At 67.2% G+C, this 18,085-nt stretch carries 17 protein-coding genes and 1 pseudogene; 12 read left to right on the top strand and 6 right to left on the bottom strand.

All coding sequences use genetic code 11. The features are described from left to right. Position 1: 1 nt before the first annotated feature. From JHD77_RS04730 to JHD77_RS04720, 3 genes are all read left to right on the top strand, one after another. On the top strand, positions 2 to 568 hold the full coding sequence (locus JHD77_RS04730) for a hypothetical protein (RefSeq protein WP_003084491.1): 567 nt from the start codon (positions 2 to 4) through the stop codon (positions 566 to 568). 36 nt (positions 569 to 604) lie between these two features. Then, a complete protein-coding gene (locus tag JHD77_RS04725) occupies positions 605 to 1,603 on the top strand; it encodes a hydrolase (RefSeq protein ID WP_003084490.1) in 999 nt (332 codons plus the stop codon). Positions 1,604 to 1,665: 62 nt separating this feature from the next. Continuing rightward, entirely contained in the window at positions 1,666 to 2,076 is a 411-nt protein-coding gene (locus JHD77_RS04720; protein ID WP_003102866.1) for a GNAT family N-acetyltransferase, read from the top strand. Here the strand turns inward: JHD77_RS04720 and JHD77_RS04715 are convergent. Continuing rightward, entirely contained in the window at positions 2,061 to 2,708 is a 648-nt protein-coding gene (locus JHD77_RS04715; RefSeq protein ID WP_003084488.1) for a TetR/AcrR family transcriptional regulator, read from the bottom strand. The genes JHD77_RS04720 and JHD77_RS04715 overlap by 16 nt on opposite strands. A 288-nt stretch (positions 2,709 to 2,996) precedes the next feature. Here JHD77_RS04715 and JHD77_RS04710 point away from each other — a divergent pair, with 288 nt between their 5' ends. From JHD77_RS04710 to ggt, 6 genes and pseudogenes are all read left to right on the top strand, one after another. Then, on the top strand, positions 2,997 to 4,427 hold the full coding sequence (locus JHD77_RS04710; protein WP_003102868.1) for a coniferyl aldehyde dehydrogenase: 1,431 nt from the start codon (positions 2,997 to 2,999) through the stop codon (positions 4,425 to 4,427). Between the two features lie 54 nt (positions 4,428 to 4,481). Then, positions 4,482 to 5,030, top strand: a complete 549-nt coding sequence (locus tag JHD77_RS04705) for a hypothetical protein (protein ID WP_003084486.1) — start codon at positions 4,482 to 4,484, stop codon at positions 5,028 to 5,030. 55 nt (positions 5,031 to 5,085) lie between these two features. Continuing rightward, positions 5,086 to 6,681 (top strand): GMC family oxidoreductase, encoded by a 1,596-nt coding sequence (locus tag JHD77_RS04700; protein WP_003102870.1) that lies wholly within the window; start codon positions 5,086 to 5,088, stop codon positions 6,679 to 6,681. A 151-nt stretch (positions 6,682 to 6,832) separates the two neighbouring features. Further along, positions 6,833 to 7,312 (top strand): pantetheine-phosphate adenylyltransferase, encoded by a 480-nt coding sequence (gene coaD, locus JHD77_RS04695; protein ID WP_003084466.1) that lies wholly within the window; start codon positions 6,833 to 6,835, stop codon positions 7,310 to 7,312. A 120-nt stretch (positions 7,313 to 7,432) separates the two neighbouring features. Next, positions 7,433 to 7,684 (top strand): YfhL family 4Fe-4S dicluster ferredoxin, encoded by a 252-nt coding sequence (locus tag JHD77_RS04690; protein ID WP_003084462.1) that lies wholly within the window; start codon positions 7,433 to 7,435, stop codon positions 7,682 to 7,684. A gap of 127 nt (positions 7,685 to 7,811) precedes the next feature. Next, positions 7,812 to 9,545: pseudogene (gene ggt, locus JHD77_RS04685) on the top strand (gamma-glutamyltransferase). Between the two features lie 104 nt (positions 9,546 to 9,649). Here the strand turns inward: ggt and JHD77_RS04680 are convergent. The 5 genes from JHD77_RS04680 to JHD77_RS04660 form a co-directional block, all read right to left on the bottom strand. Continuing rightward, the gene (locus JHD77_RS04680; RefSeq protein ID WP_003112969.1) at positions 9,650 to 10,636 is read right to left on the bottom strand and encodes a tetratricopeptide repeat protein; all 987 of its coding nucleotides are present in this window, start codon (positions 10,634 to 10,636) and stop codon (positions 9,650 to 9,652) included. Positions 10,637 to 10,905: 269 nt separating this feature from the next. Further along, entirely contained in the window at positions 10,906 to 11,250 is a 345-nt protein-coding gene (locus JHD77_RS04675; RefSeq protein ID WP_003084452.1) for a hypothetical protein, read from the bottom strand. An 82-nt stretch (positions 11,251 to 11,332) separates the two neighbouring features. Then, positions 11,333 to 11,911, bottom strand: a complete 579-nt coding sequence (locus JHD77_RS04670; RefSeq protein ID WP_003084450.1) for a lysophospholipid acyltransferase family protein — start codon at positions 11,909 to 11,911, stop codon at positions 11,333 to 11,335. 81 nt (positions 11,912 to 11,992) lie between these two features. Continuing rightward, positions 11,993 to 12,805, bottom strand: coding sequence for a bifunctional DNA-formamidopyrimidine glycosylase/DNA-(apurinic or apyrimidinic site) lyase (gene mutM, locus JHD77_RS04665; RefSeq protein WP_003123869.1), 813 nt, complete (start codon positions 12,803 to 12,805; stop codon positions 11,993 to 11,995). A gap of 58 nt (positions 12,806 to 12,863) precedes the next feature. Next, positions 12,864 to 13,688: an HDOD domain-containing protein gene (locus JHD77_RS04660; RefSeq protein ID WP_003118789.1), complete on the bottom strand. Its 825-nt coding sequence runs from the start codon at positions 13,686 to 13,688 to the stop codon at positions 12,864 to 12,866. A 215-nt stretch (positions 13,689 to 13,903) separates the two neighbouring features. Between JHD77_RS04660 and pfpI the strand changes: the two genes are divergently transcribed. The 3 genes from pfpI to ilvD all read left to right on the top strand — a co-directional run bounded on the left by pfpI (position 13,904) and on the right by ilvD (position 17,879). Then, entirely contained in the window at positions 13,904 to 14,443 is a 540-nt protein-coding gene (gene pfpI / locus JHD77_RS04655) for a protease PfpI (RefSeq protein ID WP_003102879.1), read from the top strand. Positions 14,444 to 14,515: 72 nt separating this feature from the next. Then, positions 14,516 to 15,712 carry a class I SAM-dependent rRNA methyltransferase gene (locus JHD77_RS04650; RefSeq protein ID WP_003084438.1) on the top strand — a complete coding sequence of 399 codons (1,197 nt, stop codon included), beginning with the start codon at positions 14,516 to 14,518 and terminating at the stop codon, positions 15,710 to 15,712. A gap of 328 nt (positions 15,713 to 16,040) precedes the next feature. Continuing rightward, positions 16,041 to 17,879 (top strand): dihydroxy-acid dehydratase, encoded by a 1,839-nt coding sequence (ilvD, locus tag JHD77_RS04645; RefSeq protein WP_003084436.1) that lies wholly within the window; start codon positions 16,041 to 16,043, stop codon positions 17,877 to 17,879. Positions 17,880 to 18,085: the final 206 nt, after the last annotated feature.

The raw sequence follows: 18,085 nt of genomic DNA, 5'->3' as shown, positions 1-18,085 counted from the left end.
GATGAGCCCGGCTTCCGCGAGCATTCGCCAACGCCTGCTGGCGCTTGGCGAGCCTTGCGCGGCGCAACCCGCCGCCGACTGGCAGGGCGATATCGCCCTGCCCGCCGAGCTGGAGCGTTTCTACCGCGAGGTCGGCCCACTCGACTGCACCCTGGAGAGTGCCGGCAACCCATTTTTCCTGCCGTCCCTGGCCCGCCTCTGGCAGCGCCAGGCCGGCTATCGCTGGCACGGCATCAGCGGCGAGCGCCTGTCGGGCTGGCAGGACGACTGGCTGGTGGTGGCCGACCAGGGCGCCGACCCGTTCATCCTCGAGACCGGCAGCGGGCGCATACTCTTCGACCTGCATGGCGGCAGGGGCTGGGACCCGGCGCCGTGCTTCGACGACCTGTGGCAGATGGCGGCCAGCCTGGCCTGCTTCGGCGAGGTCTGGAGCGGCGCCGGCGAGGACATCCTGCTGGACGACTGCAGCGTCGCGCCCCGCTATCGGCAGCAGCTCGTCGACGAACTGCAACCGATCCTCGGTTCGCGCCAGCGGGCGGAGGACCTCGCCGACGAGTTCGGCTGGTAAGCTGGTGGCCACACCACCACCGCCCATGACCTGCGCATGACCGCGTCCCCGACCTTCCAGCCCGCCTGGTGGCTGCCCAATCCGCACCTGCAGACCCTGTGGAGCCCGTTCTTCCGCCGCGGGCCGACCCTGGAACGGCAGCGCGAACGCCTGTGGCTGGCCGATGGCGACTTCATCGACCTCGACTGGGCCGGCCCGCACGATGCCGAGACCCCGCTGGTGCTGGCGCTGCACGGCCTCACCGGGTCATCCTCGTCGCACTACATCCTCGGTCTGCAGCGCGCCCTGCTGGAGCGCGGCTGGGCCAGCGTGGCGCTGAACTGGCGCGGTTGCTCGGGGGAGCCGAACCGCCTGCCGCGCGGCTACCATTCCGGGGTCAGCGACGACCTCGCCGAGGTGGTCGCGCACCTGCGCGCCAGGCGCCCGCAAGCGCCGCTGTACGCGGTCGGCTATTCGCTGGGCGGCAACGTGCTGCTCAAGTACCTGGGCGAAACCGCTGGGGACTGCCCGCTGCTCGGCGGCGTCGCGGTGTCGGTGCCGTTCCGCCTGGACGAGTGCGCCGACCGCATCGGCCTGGGCTTTTCCCGGGTCTACCAGGCGCACTTCATGAAGGCCATGCTGGCCTACGTGCAGGACAAGCAGCGGCTGTTCGGCGAGCAGGGCCAGGCGGAAGGCCTGGCCGCCCTGCAACGCCTCGGTCCGCTGGAGGGCATGCGCACCTTCTGGGACTTCGACGGCCGGGTCACCGCGCCGCTGCACGGCTTCGCCGACGCCAGGGATTACTATCGGCGCGCGTCCAGCCGCTACTACCTGCCGGACATCCGCACGCCGAGCCTGATCATCCATTCCAGCGACGACCCCTTCGTGTTCGCCCGCAGCCTGCCCGATCGCAGCGAACTGGCACCCTGCACCGAGCTGGAGCTGCACGCCCGCGGCGGTCACGTCGGCTTCGTCGACGGCTCTCCGCGCCAGCCCACCTACTACCTGGAACGACGCATCCCCGACTGGCTGGAGGCCCGCCTGCGGCAGCACTGAGCTGGCCGGCGTCCGGCGACGGGCGGCAGAATAGGAACAGGCTGAAGGAAAAAGGGGGGCGAATGGAACTGACGCTGCGGCACAACCCGATGCTCGACGACGCCGACTGCGAGGCGATCCTGGCGATCCACGCGGCGGTCGGCTGGGACCGGCGCATGCCGCCTGCCGAGCTACGCACGCTGTACCAGCATTCCGGGTATTCCCTGCTGGCCGAACGCGACGGCCGCCTGGTCGGCCTGCTGCGCGCCGAGGAAGAAACACCGATTCGCGTCTGGCTGGCGGAAATCGCCGTGCTGCCCGGCGCACAGAGCAGCGGCGTCGGCGCAGCCCTGCTGCGGCGCTTCGCCGAGGATCACCGCGGCGCCTACCTGTTCACCGACGCCACCCTCGGTACCGAAGCCTTCTTCCGCCGCCACGGCATCCACATCCAGCAGGTGCTGGAGAAAACCCTGCGCGATCAGAGCGGCACGTAGAGCCGCTCGGAAATCCCGTCCACCGCATCCTGGGCCTGCGCCTCGATGTGCCCGCTCTCCAGCGCCAGCACCTGGTAGATGCCGCGACGCAGTTGCGCCTCGCTGAGGTCGCCGTCGAGATCGAGGGTGGTGCAGAGGAAGCGCACCCAGGAGGTGAGGATGATCCAGGCGTTGAGGGTCAGGGCCTCCAGCTGGGTCTCGTTCATCCGCAGGATGCCGGCCTCGGTGAAGCCCCGGTAGATCGCCTTGGCGTTGACCAGGCAACGCTGGGCGAAGGCGCGGTAGCGCGCCGCCAGCTCCGGGTCGCTTTCCAGCAGGTGCTCGAGGTCGCGATGGAGGAAGCGGTAGCGCCACATCGCGGCCAGTAGCGCTTCCAGGTAGAAGGTCTTGTCGTCCACCGTCAGACCCCGCCCTTCGGGCAGGCGCAGGAAGCTCTCGACGTGGCTTTCGTACTCGGCGAACAGCTCGGCGATGATCGCCTGCTTGTTCGGGTAGTGGTAGTAGAGGTTCCCAGGCGATATACCCAGGTGGGTGGCGATATGGTTGGTGGTGACGCTGCGCTCGCCCTGGGCGTTGAACAGTTCCAGGCTGGCCTGGGCGATGCGATCGCGGGTCTTGATGCGTGGTGCCATGGGGACGACGGGCTCGTTCGGGTAACAGTGCGGGGCGCGCCCCGCCGTGACAGCGTAGAAGGTACACAAAGCTGGCCGCCCGGGTCAGCCCCCGGGGTGGCGGCCGGCGACCGGCCCGCCTTTCGTTGGGTACGCAAGCGCCGGGCTGGCAGGCATGCTGTTTGACACTTTAGAGTATTTACTCTAGAAATCCAGCGACGCAGCGAAATTCATCGGACCGAACCAGGTCCGCCATAACGACAGACGCGCGGCCACGCAGCCGCCCACGCTTCGCCGAGGAGCCAGCCCATGGTCGCCGATATCGCCTACCTGCAGCAGAGCCAGCAGGAAATCAACCAGCTCGAAGCCCTCTTCGCCCGCCAGCGCGCCGCCTACCTGGCGCAGCCGATGCCCGACGCCACGCAGCGCGTGCAGTGGCTGAAGGCCCTGCGCGACCTGCTGTTCAAGGAACAGCAGGCACTGATCGAGGCCATCGACCGGGACTTCAGCGCGCGCTCCGCCGACGAGACCCTGCTCGCCGAGATCATGCCCAGCCTGCACGGCATCCACTACGCCGCCAAGCGCGTGAAGAAGTGGATGAAGCCCGCGCGCCGCGCGGTCGGCCTGCAATTCCAGCCGGCCTCGGCCCAGGTGGTGTACCAGCCGCTGGGCGTGGTCGGGGTGATCGTGCCTTGGAACTATCCGCTGTTCCTCTCCATCGGCCCGCTGACCGGGGCCCTCGCCGCCGGCAACCGGGTGATGATCAAGATGAGCGAGTCGACCCCGGCCACCGGGCGCCTGCTCAAGGACCTGCTGGCGCGGATCTTCCCCGAGGACCAGGTCGCCGTGGTGCTAGGCGAGGTAGACGTCGGCGTGGCCTTTTCCAAGCTGCCGTTCGACCACCTGCTGTTCACCGGCGCCACCAGCGTCGGCAAGCACGTGATGCGCGCCGCCGCCGAGAACCTGACCCCGGTCACCCTGGAGCTGGGCGGCAAGTCGCCGGCGATCGTCTCCGACAGCGTGCCGATGAAGGACGCCGCCGAGCGGATCGCCTTCGGCAAGAGCCTCAACGCCGGGCAGACCTGCGTCGCGCCCGACTACGTGCTGGTACCGAGCCGGCGCGTCGAGGAATTCGTCAGTCAGTACAAGGAGGTGGTCCAGGGCTTCTTCCCGCGTCTTTCGGACAACCCCGACTACACCGCGATCATCAACGAGCGCCAGCTCGGCCGCCTCCGGGGCTATCTCGACGACGCCCGCGAGAAGGGCGCGACCCTCGTCCCGCTGTTCGCCGAAGGCCAGCAACGGCGCCTGCCGCAGACGCTGCTGCTGAACGTCAGCGACGACATGAAAGTGATGCAGGAGGAAATCTTCGGCCCGCTGCTGCCGGTGATCCCCTACGAGCGCCTGGAAGACGCCCTGGCCTACGTCAACCAGCGCCCGCGACCGCTGGCCCTGTACTACTTCGGCTACGACAAGGCGCAGCAGCAGCGCGTGCTGCACGAGACCCACTCAGGCGGTGTGTGTCTGAACGACACCCTGCTGCATGTCGCCCAGGACGACATCCCGTTCGGTGGCGTCGGTCCCTCCGGCATGGGCCACTACCATGGCCACGAAGGCTTCCTCACCTTCAGCAAGGCCAAGGGCGTGTTCAGCAAGCCGCGCTTCAACGCCGCGCGAATGATCTACCCCCCCTACGGCAAGTCGATCCAGAAGCTCGTCTACAAGCTGTTCGTGCGCTGAACCGGGGCGCGTGCGGCGCCCCCTCATTCCTACGCTGCAGGTGACATAACAACAATGAGCGACACCACCCTTGAAAGCGCCGGCCTGTCCCGACGCAGCCTGATGAAAGTCGGCCTGATCGGCGGCGCCTTCCTCGCCACCGCGGGCGTCACCGCCAGCCTCACCGGCTGTTCGGCGGAGAAACCGGCGAGCGGCCTGGAAAAGGTCCGCGAATCCGACCTGCCGTTCCTCCGTGCGCTGCTGCCGGTGATGCTGCTCGGCGCGGTTTCCGCCGAGCAGATGCCGAAAGCCGTGGAGGGCGCGATCCAGAGCCTCGACCACAACCTGGCGCGGCTCTCCCCGGAGATGTTCAAGCTCACCCAGCAACTCTTCGACGTGCTCGCCCTGCCGCTCACCCGTGGCCCGCTCACCGGTATCTGGGGCAGTTGGGAGAACGCCAGCGGCGACGACGTGCGGGCATTCCTTTCGCGCTGGGAAAACAGCTTCATCGGCCTGTTGCGGATGGGCCACAGTTCGCTGATGCAACTGGCGATGATGGCCTGGTACGCCCGCCCCGAGGCGTGGGCCCATTGTGGCTACCCCGGACCGCCGAAGATCGCTTGAGCCGCCCCCGGAACAATACGAAGAGCCCGAAGCCGCCTAGCCTGAGAGTGCATTCATGCCTGTACCCGATCTGTTCGCCGAGGGCCTCGCCCGCGGCTGGAAAACCTACAACGGCTCGCGCCTGGACGACGACCTGGAGCTGGAGGCCGACGTGGTCGTGGTCGGCACCGGCGCCGGCGGCGGCACCACCGCGGAAATCCTCAGCGCCGCCGGCCTGAAGGTGCTGCTGGTGGAAGAAGGCCCGCTGAAGACCAGCAGCGATTTCAAGATGCAGGAGGCCGACGCCTACCCCGAGCTGTACCAGGAAGGCATCGGCCGGATGAGCAAGGACGGCGCCATCACCATCCTCCAGGGCCGCGCCGTGGGCGGCACCACCCTGATCAACTGGACCAGCAGCTTCCGCACCCCGGAACCGACCCTGCAGCACTGGGCCCAGGTCTACGGGGTCAAGGGCCACAGCGCGGAGGACATGGCGCCCTGGTTCGAGAAAATGGAGCAGCGCCTGCACGTGGCGCCCTGGGCGCTGCCGCCGAATGCCAACAACGACGTGATCCGCCTGGGCTGCGAGAAGCTCGGCTATCACTGGAAGGTCATCCCGCGCAACGTCCTCGGTTGCTGGAACCTCGGCTACTGCGGCATGGGCTGCCCGGTCAACGCCAAGCAGTCGATGCTGGTCACCACCATCCCGGCGACCCTCGACAAGGGTGGCGAGCTGCTCTACCTAGCGCGCGCCAACCGGCTGCTGCTGGACGGCGACAAGGTGACGGGCCTCGAATGCCTGGGCATGGATGAGCGCTGCGTGGCGCCCAACGGCCGCCGGATCAGGGTCCGGGCCAGGCACTACGTGCTCTCCGGCGGCGGCATCAACACCCCGGCGATTCTTCTCCGCTCGAAGGCGCCTGATCCGAGCCAGCGGGTCGGCAAGCGCACCTTCCTGCACACGGTGAATTTCAGCGCGGGGCTGTTCGACCGGGTGATCAACCCCTTCTACGGCGCACCGCAGTCGATCTACTCCGACCATTTCCAATGGGACGACGGTGTCACCGGACGCATGTCCTACAAACTGGAGGTGCCGCCGCTGCAACCGTCGCTGGCCTCGGTGCTGCTCGGCGGCTTCGGCAGCGACAACGCCCTGCGCATGGAACAGCTACCGCATACCAACATGATGCTCGCCCTGCTCCGCGACGGCTTCCACCCGGACAGCGCGGAGGGCTCGGTCGGCCTGCGCGGCGACGACACCCCAGTGCTCGACTACCGGATGACCGACTACACCTGGGACGGTATCCGCCGTGCCTTCCATACCATGGCGGAGATCCAGTTCGCCGCCGGCGCCCGGGAAGTGCGGCCGGTGCACAGCGACGCGCGTAGCGCGAAGAACCTGCAGGAGGCGCGCGGGATCATCGACGGCCTGCGCCTGGAGATCTACCGCACGCGCCTGGGCAGCGCCCACGTCATGGGCGGCTGCGCCATGGGCGAAGACCCGGCCGTGGCGGTGGCCGACAGCCTCGGCCGCCATCACCACCTGCGGAACCTGTCGATCCACGACGGCTCGCTGTTCCCCACCAGCATCGGCGCCAACCCGCAGCTCTCGGTCTACGGTCTTACCGCGCAACTGGCCAGCGCGCTGGCCGAACGCCTGGCCAGGGCCTGAACCGCCGCCGCCGGGCCGGCCGCGCGCCGCGGCAGCCGGCCCGGCGCCATCAGACCTATGGGCTAAAGGCCGATGGCCCGTGCGTCTTGGCCGCACGGGCATCCCTGCGCTACCATCCGATTCCCTTACGAAACCCTGCCAGGACGTAGCGATGAACCGAGTGCTGTACCCAGGCACCTTCGATCCCATCACCAAGGGTCACGGCGATCTGATCGAACGTGCTTCACGGCTTTTCGACCATGTGATCATCGCGGTCGCCGCCAGCCCCAAGAAGAACCCCCTGTTCAGCCTGGAACAGCGGGTTGCGCTGGCCCAGGAGGTCACCAAGCACCTGCCGAACGTCGAGGTGGTGGGCTTCTCCACCCTGCTGGCGCACTTCGTCAAGGAGCAGAAGGCGAATGTCTTCCTCCGCGGCCTGCGCGCGGTTTCCGACTTCGAGTACGAGTTCCAGCTGGCCAACATGAACCGCCAGCTCGCCCCCGACGTGGAAAGCATGTTCCTCACCCCGTCGGAGAAGTATTCCTTCATTTCCTCGACGCTGGTCCGGGAAATCGCCGCTCTCGGCGGGGATATCAGCAAGTTCGTGCATCCGGCCGTGGCAGACGCCCTGGCGGAACGTTTCAAGCGCTGATCCGCGTCTCTCCGCCGGCCTCCCGTCGGCGTCCCGCGTGCACTGCGGGCGCCGATGCGGCACAATTCCGCTATTCCCGTTACCGATGCCGTGGCTGTCCGTCGCGGTTGGAGTTGTTAGATGTCCCTGAAAATCACTGACGATTGCATCAATTGCGACGTCTGCGAACCCGAATGCCCGAACGGCGCGATCTCGCAAGGCGAAGAAATCTATGTGATCGATCCCAATCTCTGCACCGAGTGCGTCGGCCACTACGACGAGCCGCAGTGCCAGCAGGTCTGTCCGGTGGACTGCATTCCCCTTGACGACGCCAATGTCGAGAGCAAGGACCAGTTGATGGAGAAATACCGGAAGATCACCGGCAAGGCCTGATCCCCGCCGGCGCCTGTCCTTCAGGGACGGTTCGCGCCCCGTCCGACGCGCTTTTGGCTATCCTTGGCAATCCAGTCTGAGGCGTTCGCGGCCCCGTCCCGCGAACGCCGCTGAACAGTGAGCCGCCATGTCCTTCCTGAACCTGCCCGTCCGTACCCTGGTCGCCGCCTGCGGCCTGTCCCTGCTCAGCCTCGCGGCGCATGCCGACAGCTTTCGCGGCGACGCCCACGCACCGCAGCAGGCCGCCGTCGCCACGCCACATCCGGCCGCGACCGTCGCCGGCCTGGAAACCCTGGCCAATGGCGGCAACGCCTTCGACGCTGCGGCGGCCATCGCCGCTGCCCTGGCGGTAGCCGAGCCTTACGGCTCGGGACTCGGCGGCGGTGGATTCTTCCTTCTGCGCCAGGCCGGTGCGCAGCCGACCTATCGCTTCCTCGACGCCCGCGAGCGCGCGCCGAAGGCCGCCTACGCCGACATGTACCGGCGCAATGGCAAGGTCGACCCCAGGCTGTCCGTCGACGGCCCGCTGGCGGCGGCGATCCCCGGCCTGCCGGCGGCGCTGGTCGAATTGAGCAGCCGCTACGGACGCAAGCCCCTGGCCGACAATCTGGTGCCGGCGATCCGCCTGGCGGTGGATGGCGTATCCGTCGACCGGATCTACCGTGACCGCGCCGCCATGCGCCTGGAAGCGATGCGCAAGGACCCGGAAACCGCGCGGATCTTCCTCGACAAGGGCGGAATCCCCGACGAATGGAACCTGCTCCGCCAACCGCAGTTGGCACGTACCCTGGAACGCCTCGGGCGCTACGGGCGGATCGGTTTCTACGAAGGCGAGACAGCGGACAAGCTGCTCACCGGGGTCCGCGCCGGCGGCGGCATCTGGAGCGCGGCCGACCTGCGCGACTACCGGGTGATCGAACGCCGCCCGCTGGAGGTGAAGCTGGCCAACGGCCGCGAACTGATCAGCGCACCGCCGCCCTCGGCCGGCGGCGTCGCCCTGGCGCAGAGCCTGCAGATGCTGGAACAGCTGCCGTGGCAGAAGGCCGAGCCGGTACAGCGCGCCCATTACGTGCTGGAGGTCCTGCGCCGTGCCTAGCGCGATCGAGGCCTGCTCGGCGACCCGGACTTCGTCGCCAACCCGCTGCCCAGTTTGCTGGCGCCGGACTACCTGAAGCGCCTTGCCGCCGGCATCGACCCGCGCCGCGCCACGCCCAGCTCGGCGCTGCCGGAGGCGCCGGCCTGGCGCGAAGGCGACCACACCACCCACTTCGCGGTGATCGATGCCCAGGGCAACGCGGTGGCCGCCACCCTCTCGGTGAACCTGCCGTTCGGCGCCGCCTTCACCGTTCCCGATACCGGCGTGGTGCTGAACAACGAGATGGACGATTTCGCCGCCGACACCCAGGGCGCCAACAGCTACGGCCTGGCCGGCAGCCAGGCGAACGCGGTGGCGGCCGGCAAGCGCCCGCTGTCGAGCATGAGCCCGAGCTTCCTGGAAAGCCCGACCGACTTCGCCGCCTTCGGCACCCCTGGCGGCAGCCGCATCCCGAGCATGGTGCTGATCTCCATGCTGCAGTACTTCGACGGCCGCCCGGTCGGCCAATGGGTCGCCGCGCCGCGCTACCACCACCAGTACAAGCCGGACGTCGTCGAGTACGAACCGCGCGCCTTCAGCGATGCCGAGGCCGCCGAACTGCGCCGGCGCGGCTATCAGCTCAAACGCCTGGAGCGCAGCTACGGCAACCAGCAGGTGCTCTACTGGGACAAGCGCAGCGGCCGCGTCGACGCCGCCAGCGACCCGCGCGGGATCGGCTACTCGTCTCTGTCCCTGGAGGCGCAAGCGCAGCCTCGGCCGCACTGAACAAACGAGAGACAGCGCTCAAAAAATGTTCGACGATCTCACCCAGATAGGCGCCGCGTAGGGATTTCGCCGACGAGTCCGGCTGGCAATCCAGGCGGCGTGCCTCACTGGCTCGCCGCTTCAACCGCCTGCTGCGCATCCTCCGCACTGGCTTCCACCGCCTCCGGGTCAGACGGGGCGCCCTCCATGCCTCGGCCGGAGTGCCGGCGATCGGCGGCACCGGAGCAGTCGGCGACGCCGGACAGCTCTCCATCCAGCGCAGCGTGAATCCAGTTTTCCAGGCGGGTGTACCAGGCTGCGTTCGCGGCGCTCTCCAACCAGGCGATGGCATCCGCATCCTGCTGCTGTGCGGCCTTTTCCAGCCAGAGCCGCGCTTGCAGCTTGTTCATCCCGGCACCGGAACCGTTCCAGTAGGCCTCGCCCACCTTGAACTGGGCACGGGCATCTCCCTGGGTCGCAGCCTTGCAGAACCACTGGAAGGCCTTTTCCCGGCTGCCGGCATAACGGTCCAGCAGGGCGGCTTCCTCGTCTGAAGTGGCGGAATAGACGCCTTGCGAGTCGTCCAGGTAGAACCATCCCAGATTGGTTTCGGCGTCTTCGCTACCGCTGGCCGCCGCGCGTTCGAACCAGGTCCCGGCCTTCACCCGGTCCTGGTCGACCCCTTCGCCTCTCCAGTAGAGAACGCCCATTTCATTCTGGGCGGCGGCATCCCCCTGCTCCGCGGCCTTCCGGAACCAGCGTGCCGCCTCGGTCTTGTCCTGTGGCCCGCCGTCACCATCGCGATAGAGCATGGCCAGTTGGATCTGCGCGCGGACCATCCCCGCAGCGGCCGCCTTGCCCCACCATTCGCGCGCGCTGGCGTAGTTCTGTTGCTGGTAGAAGTAGGCGCCGAAATCGAACAGAGCCTGCGGCTCCCCCGTCTCGGCGGCCTGGCGGAGGCGGGTGAATTCGGCGAACAGTTCATCGCCGCGCTTGTCGCCCTGCTCGGCCTTGGACTGCTCCCTGGCGAGGTCGGACACCGCATCCTCCGCCCAGGCGAACGAGGGTACGGCAAGAGCAAGGACGGACAGGAACACCCACTGACTGAACATACGCGAAATCCTTATCTTGGTTGAGTCGGTCGGCCACCCCTGGTCGACCTTGTGACCTTGCTGGTCAGCAGGACACTGTCACCATCGGAGAGTCCGATCAAGTGCCGCGAACGGTCCGTGCGGAACATCTGTCATCGGCCGATACGGCGCTATAGCTGCCGCCTGCCGTGGCGGAAGAAAAGACTTAGCCCAATCTCCGTGCCCCCTGCAATGCATCGAGAAAACAAAAAGCCGGTCGATGACCGGCTTTTTTTCATTCCGTTGGAAACTCAGCTTTCGTCGTGGTTATAGCCGCTGGTGGTGCAGCCCAGGCAACGGACGAAGGCTTCCTTGCCCGGATCGACCACCAGCGCCTGGCCGGCCTTGCCGACGCTGCCGCTGGCCGCGGTGAACGGCAGGCTGACCACGAAGGCCACCGCCCCGACGGCCGTGGCGGCGATCAGGAAGGGACGGGCGATGAGCAGATCGCCGATCATGGCGTACGCGGGGGGCGCTTCGACGGTGTACATCGGGTCGCCGCTGGCGTTTTCCTGCACGGCATCCGCCAGCGCGGGCATGGACGAGAGCCCGGTGGTCAGCGCCAGCACGAGCGCGGTGGTGCGAAACAGGTTCATGGAGGCGGTCCTTTCTGGTTTTTGGTTGGGCAGATATCGCCTAACTATAACAGCGCTGCGGGTAGTGCCAGCGTGACCGCCTTCAATCGCCGAGGAATGCGTAGTGCGGCTTTTTCGGGATGAACGGCCGGTAGAAGCCGATCAGGCTGCACAGGTCGGCGTCCTCGTTGCCGGTCGGCCAGAAGGGTTCGCCGATGACGATCCGCCGGTTTTCGTAGTCCAGCGCCGCCGGCACCACCGGTACGCCGGCGCCACGGGCGATGTGGTAGAAGCCCATGCGCCAGCGGTCGACCTTCTTGCGTGTGCCTTCCGGAGCGATGATCAGCATGAACTCACGGTGCTCGCGGAAGGCCTGGATCGCCTGGTCCACGGTATTCAACTTCAGGTGGCGCTGGATCGGGATGCCACCCCAGCGCCGCATCAGGCCGCCCAGCGGGCCGTTGAACAGGGTGTGCTTGCCGAACCAGCGGGCGTTCAGGCGCAGGACGAACTTGGCGGCAAGGAAGGCCACGAAGTCCCAGTTCGAGGTGTGGTGGGCGCCAATCACCACGAACTTGTCGAGCGCGGGCAATTGGCCCTCGATCTTCCAGCCGGAGAGTTTCAGCATGGCATGGCCGAGCGACTCGACCAGGGTGTTGCGAGGCAGGTAATTGCCGGACATCGTGCACCTTTCTTATGGCAGGCCGCTCACCGTGGCGGCCCTTCTTGTGGCGGTAGAGTATGCGCGGCGCGGCGCGGCGCTTCAGCGTTGGCAGCGCGGGCAGTACACGCTGGCGCGCTGGCCTAGGCGGATCTCGCGCAGGGTGCTGCCGCAGACCTTGCAGAACTCCCCGCCACGGCCATAGACGAACAATTCCTGCTGGAAGTAACCGGGCTGGCCGTCGCCGCCGACGAAATCGCGCAGGGTGGTGCCGCCGCGCTCGATGGCGATCGCCAGGATTCGCTTGATCTCCTCCGCCAGGCGCAGGTAGCGCGCCTTGGAGATGCTCCCGGCGGGCTTGCGCGGATCGATGCCGGCGGCGAACAGCGCTTCGCTGGCGTAGATGTTGCCGACCCCGACCACCACCGCGTTGTCCATGATGAACGGCTTGACCGCCATGCTCCGCCCGCGCGACAGCTCGAACAGACGCTGGCCGGCGAAAGCGTCGGTCAGCGGTTCCGGGCCGAGGTTGCGCAGCAACTCGTGTTCCAGTGGCGCCAGGCTCCAGAGCATGGCGCCGAAGCGCCGCGGATCGGTGTAGCGCAGGGCCATGCCCGAGGCCAGCTCGATGTCGACGTGCTCGTGGCGACTGGCCGGGGTGCCGCTCTCCACCAGCCTCAGGCTGCCGGACATGCCCAGGTGGCTGATCAGCGTACCGGACTCGGCGCCCAGCAGCAGGTACTTGGCGCGGCGCTCGACGCTGACGATGCGTTGTCCGGACAGGCGCACGTCCAGGTCTTCGGGAATCGGCCAGCGCAGGCGCCGCTCGCGCACGATCACGCGCTCGACGCGCTGGCCTTCGAGGTAGGGGGCGATGCCCCGGCGGGTAGTTTCGACTTCGGGTAGTTCGGGCATGGCGGCAGCAATCCGGTTGACCGCGGCACCTTAGCAGGAAGCGCCGCGGCGCGGCCAGTCAGTAGCTGCCCTGGCCGACGCCCAGCTCGAGGATCGAGCCCTTGAGGTTCTCGAAGTCGTAGTCGGTGAGCCCGACGTAGTCCAGCACCAGCGCACCGATGCTGTTCCATTCGTGGTCTTCCGGCTGGTTGCCGAGGACCCGGTGCGAACCGCAGATGTGTTCGGCCATCTTCAGGATCGCCAGCAGGTTCTTCAGTTGGGTATCGCGTGCCGATTCGTCGCCGAAGATCGACAACGCGTTGTGGTGGTTGGCGATCGCCTCGCAGACGTGCTCCGGCAGGCGCCAGGAGCGCGCGGTGTAGTAGCCGACCACCGCATGGTTGGTGTTCAGCACGCGGTTCTCGGTGTCCACCACCCGGCGTTCGTCGCTGGCGGCGGCGTAGGCCTCTTCCAGCACCGCCATGTAGTGCGGGAAGCGCTTGAGCATCAGCGGGATGCCGCAATTGTGGAACAGGCCGAGAGCGTAGGCTTCGTCCACCGATTCGTAGCCGATCCGCTTGGCCAGGCTCAGGCAGCTCATGGCCACGTCCTGGGCGGTGTCCCAGAAACGGTTGAGGGTGACGATGGTGTCGTCGCTCATCTCACCCTTGATCGACTGGGCGTTGATCAGGTTGATCACCGAACGACTGCCCAGCAGGTTCACCGCGCGCTGGATCGAAGTGATGCGATTGGCCAGGCCGAAGAACGGCGAGTTCACCAGTTTCAGGAGAGCCCCGGAAAGGCCCGGGTCCTGGCTGATCAGCCTGGCAATGTTCTTCAGGTCCGGATTGGGCATGACCTGCTCCATCTGCAGGTCGACCATGATCTGGGGTTGCGGCGGCACGCTGATGCCTTGCAGGACCTGGCGGATCTGCTCGGCGGTGAGTTCTTGGACCATGAGGACGGAGGCGAAAGTTGACGGTGCGCGCAGTTTACCCGGAGAACCCCGCCATGGGGCGGGCTTCTACCGGAAAAGCGGCGCCAGGCAACGGACATGGAACTTTTCCCGCAGCCGCCAGGGTCGGAATGAATACCCCTTCTGATATCGGGAGACATGCCATGACCCAATCCCTGCACGGCAAGGTCGTCGCCGCCCTGGTGACCGACGGTTTCGAACAGGTCGAACTGACCGGTCCGAAAAAAGCCCTGGAAGACGCCGGCGCCACGGTAAGGATTCTTTCCGACAAGGCCGGCGAGGTGCGCGGCTGGAACCATCACCAGCCAGCCGAGGCCTTCCGCGTCGACGGCACCTTCGAAGACGCCAGCCTGGACGACTACGACGCCCTGCTGCTGCCCGGCGGGGTGATCAATTCCGACCAGATCCGCAGCCTGGCCAAGGCCCAGGAACTGGCGATCCGCGCCGAACAGGCGAGCAAGCCGGTGGCGGTGATCTGCCACGGCGCCTGGCTGCTGATCTCCGCCGGACTGGTGCAGGGTCGTACCCTGACCAGTTGGCCGTCGCTCAAGGACGACATCAACAACGCCGGCGGCCACTGGGTGGACCAGGAGGTAGCGGTGGACGGCAAGCTGGTGAGCAGCCGCAAACCCGAAGACATCCCGGCCTTCAACCGTCGATTCATCGAAATCCTCGCCGGCTGAACGGCCCGCGTTCGCGCAGCGGTGAATCCCGTCGCTGCGCTATAATCGCGCTCTTTTGCCGGAGCCTTTCCCATGACCCTGCCCAGCTTGCGTCTCAAAGCCAACGCCGAGCGCCGCCTGCGCGCCGGCCACCTGTGGGTCTACAGCAACGAGGTGGATGTCGCCGCGACGCCGCTGAATGCCTTCGCCGCCGGCGACCAGGCGGTGCTGGAAATGGCCAACGGCAAGCCGCTGGGCATCGTCGCGCTGAGCCCGAACAATCTCATCTGCGGCCGCCTCATTTCCCGTGATACCAAGCACGTTCTCGACAAATCGCTGCTGGTTCATCGCATCAACATCGCCCTCAGCCTGCGCGAGCGGCTTTTCGACAAGCCGTTCTACCGGCTGGTCTACGGCGATTCCGACCTGCTGCCCGGCCTGGTGGTCGATCGCTTTGGCGACGTGCTGGTGGTGCAACTGGCGTCCGCAGCCATGGAACTGCGCAAGGACGAGGTGCTCGCCGCCCTGCTGCAGGTGCTCAAGCCCGCCGCCGTGCTCTGGAAGAACGACTCCAGCGCGCGCGACGCCGAGGGCCTGGAGCGCTACGTGGCCAATGCCTACGGCGAAGTGCCGGAGTGGGTCGCCCTGGAAGAGAACGGCGTGAAGTTCGAGGCGCCGGTGCTGGCCGGGCAGAAGACCGGCTGGTTCTACGACCACCGCATGAACCGCGCGCGCCTGGCGCCCTACGTGCAGGGCAAGCGGGTCCTCGACCTGTTCAGCTATATCGGTGGCTGGGGCATCCAGGCCGCCGCCTTCGGCGCCAGCGAAGTGATGTGCGTGGACGCGTCCGCCTTCGCCCTCGACGGCGTCGAGCGCAACGCGGCGCTGAACGGCGTGGCGGAGAAGGTCGCCTGCGTCGAGGGCGACGTGTTCGAGGCCCTGCGCGAGCTGAAGGCCGCCGACGAACGCTTCGACGTAGTGATCGCCGACCCGCCGGCCTTCATCAAGCGCAAGAAGGACCTGAAGAACGGCGAGGCCGCCTACCGCCGTCTCAACGAACAGGCCATGCGCCTGCTGAGCAAGGACGGCATCCTGGTCAGCGCCTCCTGCTCGATGCACCTGCCCGAGGACGACCTGCAGAACATCCTGATCGGCAGCGCCCGCCATCTCGACCGCAACATCCAGCTGCTCGAGCGCGGCGGCCAGGGCCCCGACCATCCGGTGCACCTGGCGATCGCGGAAACCCGCTACATCAAGAGCCTGACCTGCCGGCTGCTGCCCAACGGCTGAGCCCGTCCCGGCGGATGAGCGCCTGCGTTCATCCGCCCTACGGCCACCGCCTCTCGCGGCGCGACGGGCGGCGCAAGAGGCCAACCCTGGTCGCGACGCGCCGCTCCGCCGACCGCCAGCCTTCCCCATTCGCCCGCTCTGGGCTTAGAATCCGGGCATTCCTCGCCAATCATCCCCCGGCGGGCAGTGAGCCCAGGCCGTCGCCAATGGTGACCCCATTCAGACCCCGGCCAACTCCGTACACTCGGCTATTCCCCGTTTGCATCCGGTTCCTTCGACGCTCACGATACAGTCATAACCCGAACCTGATTAGCCGCAGGAAATCGTCATGCCCGATTACCGCTCGAAAACCTCCACCCACGGCCGCAACATGGCCGGCGCCCGCGCCCTCTGGCGCGCCACCGGGATGAAGGACGAAGACTTCAAGAAGCCGATCATCGCCATCGCCAACTCCTTCACCCAGTTCGTGCCCGGCCACGTGCACCTGAAGGACCTCGGCCAACTGGTCGCCCGCGAGATCGAGAAGGCCGGCGGCGTGGCCAAGGAATTCAACACCATCGCCGTCGACGACGGCATCGCCATGGGCCACGACGGCATGCTCTATTCGCTGCCGAGCCGGGAGATCATCGCCGACTCCGTGGAATACATGGTCAACGCCCACTGCGCCGACGCCATCGTCTGCATCTCCAACTGCGACAAGATCACCCCCGGCATGCTGATGGCCGCGCTGCGCCTGAACATCCCGGTAGTGTTCGTCTCCGGCGGGCCGATGGAAGCCGGCAAGACCAAGCTGGCCAGCCACGGCCTGGACCTGGTCGATGCCATGGTGGTGGCCGCCGACGACTCCTGCTCCGACGAGAAGGTCGCCGAGTACGAGCGCAGCGCCTGCCCGACCTGCGGCTCCTGCTCCGGCATGTTCACCGCCAACTCGATGAACTGCCTGACCGAGGCGCTCGGCCTGTCGCTGCCGGGCAACGGCTCGACCCTGGCCACCCACGCCGACCGCGAGCAACTGTTCCTACGCGCCGGGCGCCTGGCCGTGGAACTCTGCCAGCGCTATTACGGCGAAGGCGACGACAGCGTGCTGCCGCGCAACATCGCCAACTTCAAGGCCTTCGAGAACGCCATGACCCTGGACATCGCCATGGGCGGCTCGACCAATACCATCCTGCACCTGCTGGCCGCCGCCCAGGAGGCCGAGGTGCCGTTCGACCTGCGCGACATCGACCGCCTGTCGCGCAAGGTGCCGCAACTGTGCAAGGTGGCGCCGAACATCCAGAAGTACCACATGGAAGACGTGCATCGCGCCGGCGGCATCTTCTCCATCCTCGGCGAACTGGCCCGCGGTGGCCTGCTGCACACCGACGTCCCCACCGTGCACAGCCCGAGCATGGCCGACGCCATCGCCCAGTGGGACATCACCCAGACCCGCGACGAAGCCGTGCACACCTTCTTCAAGGCCGGTCCGGCGGGCATCCCGACCCAGACCGCGTTCAGCCAGAACACCCGCTGGCCGAGCCTGGACGACGACCGCGCCGAGGGCTGCATCCGCAGCGTCGAGCATGCCTATTCCAAGGAAGGCGGGCTGGCCGTGCTCTACGGCAACATCGCTCTCGACGGCTGCGTGGTGAAGACCGCCGGGGTCGACGAGTCGATCCACGTGTTCGAAGGCAGCGCGAAGATCTTCGAAAGCCAGGACGCCGCGGTGAAAGGCATCCTCGGCGACGAGGTGAAGGCCGGCGACATCGTGATCATCCGCTACGAAGGACCGAAGGGCGGGCCGGGCATGCAGGAAATGCTCTATCCGACCAGCTACCTGAAGTCCAAGGGCCTGGGCAAGCAGTGCGCCCTGCTCACCGACGGACGCTTCTCCGGCGGCACCTCGGGCCTGTCCATCGGCCACGCCTCCCCGGAAGCCGCCGCCGGCGGCGCCATCGGCCTGGTGCAGGACGGCGACAAGGTGCTGATCGACATTCCCAATCGCTCGATCAACCTGCTGGTCAGCGACGAAGAACTCGCCGCACGCCGCGCCGAACAGGACAAGAAGGGCTGGAAGCCGGCCGCGCCGCGTGCCCGCCGCGTCAGCACCGCGCTCAAGGCCTACGCCCTGCTCGCCACCAGCGCCGACAAGGGCGCGGTACGCAACAAGGCGCTGCTGGACGGCTGAATCGTCCAGCGACGAAAAAAGCCCGGTCCCGCGCCGGGCTTTTTCATTCACGCGTACGCGCGCCGAATGGCGGATAATCGCAAGCGGTCATTCGCCCTACCGCTCACCCACGCTCCAACCGCAGGGCGCATACGCCACCGGCGTTATCCGCCGACATGCGGCGCAGCCAGGCCTGGGCGAGACCGTGTTCGCCCAGTAAAATCGCG

It is taken from the genome of Pseudomonas sp. P20 (assembly GCF_016463925.1).
In the GTDB taxonomy this organism is placed as follows: Bacteria; Pseudomonadota; Gammaproteobacteria; order Pseudomonadales; family Pseudomonadaceae; genus Pseudomonas; species Pseudomonas aeruginosa.
The sequence above is the reverse complement of the archived record's forward strand: the minus strand, read 5'-3'. Positions and strand labels throughout refer to the sequence as shown.

Excerpts from the sequence above, each read along its gene's own strand:
- JHD77_RS04730 (WP_003084491.1), top strand. The coding sequence starts at position 2 with ATGAGCCCGGCTTCCGCGAGCATTCGCCAACGCCTGCTGGCGCTTGGC.
- JHD77_RS04725 (WP_003084490.1), top strand. The coding sequence starts at position 605 with ATGACCGCGTCCCCGACCTTCCAGCCCGCCTGGTGGCTGCCCAATCCG.
- JHD77_RS04720 (WP_003102866.1), top strand. The coding sequence starts at position 1,666 with ATGGAACTGACGCTGCGGCACAACCCGATGCTCGACGACGCCGACTGC.
- JHD77_RS04715 (WP_003084488.1), bottom strand. The coding sequence starts at position 2,708 with ATGGCACCACGCATCAAGACCCGCGATCGCATCGCCCAGGCCAGCCTG.
- JHD77_RS04710 (WP_003102868.1), top strand. The coding sequence starts at position 2,997 with ATGGTCGCCGATATCGCCTACCTGCAGCAGAGCCAGCAGGAAATCAAC.
- JHD77_RS04705 (WP_003084486.1), top strand. The coding sequence starts at position 4,482 with ATGAGCGACACCACCCTTGAAAGCGCCGGCCTGTCCCGACGCAGCCTG.
- JHD77_RS04700 (WP_003102870.1), top strand. The coding sequence starts at position 5,086 with ATGCCTGTACCCGATCTGTTCGCCGAGGGCCTCGCCCGCGGCTGGAAA.
- coaD (WP_003084466.1), top strand. The coding sequence starts at position 6,833 with ATGAACCGAGTGCTGTACCCAGGCACCTTCGATCCCATCACCAAGGGT.
- JHD77_RS04690 (WP_003084462.1), top strand. The coding sequence starts at position 7,433 with ATGTCCCTGAAAATCACTGACGATTGCATCAATTGCGACGTCTGCGAA.
- JHD77_RS04680 (WP_003112969.1), bottom strand. The coding sequence starts at position 10,636 with ATGTTCAGTCAGTGGGTGTTCCTGTCCGTCCTTGCTCTTGCCGTACCC.
- JHD77_RS04675 (WP_003084452.1), bottom strand. The coding sequence starts at position 11,250 with ATGAACCTGTTTCGCACCACCGCGCTCGTGCTGGCGCTGACCACCGGG.
- JHD77_RS04670 (WP_003084450.1), bottom strand. The coding sequence starts at position 11,911 with ATGTCCGGCAATTACCTGCCTCGCAACACCCTGGTCGAGTCGCTCGGC.
- mutM (WP_003123869.1), bottom strand. The coding sequence starts at position 12,805 with ATGCCCGAACTACCCGAAGTCGAAACTACCCGCCGGGGCATCGCCCCC.
- pfpI (WP_003102879.1), top strand. The coding sequence starts at position 13,904 with ATGACCCAATCCCTGCACGGCAAGGTCGTCGCCGCCCTGGTGACCGAC.
- JHD77_RS04650 (WP_003084438.1), top strand. The coding sequence starts at position 14,516 with ATGACCCTGCCCAGCTTGCGTCTCAAAGCCAACGCCGAGCGCCGCCTG.
- ilvD (WP_003084436.1), top strand. The coding sequence starts at position 16,041 with ATGCCCGATTACCGCTCGAAAACCTCCACCCACGGCCGCAACATGGCC.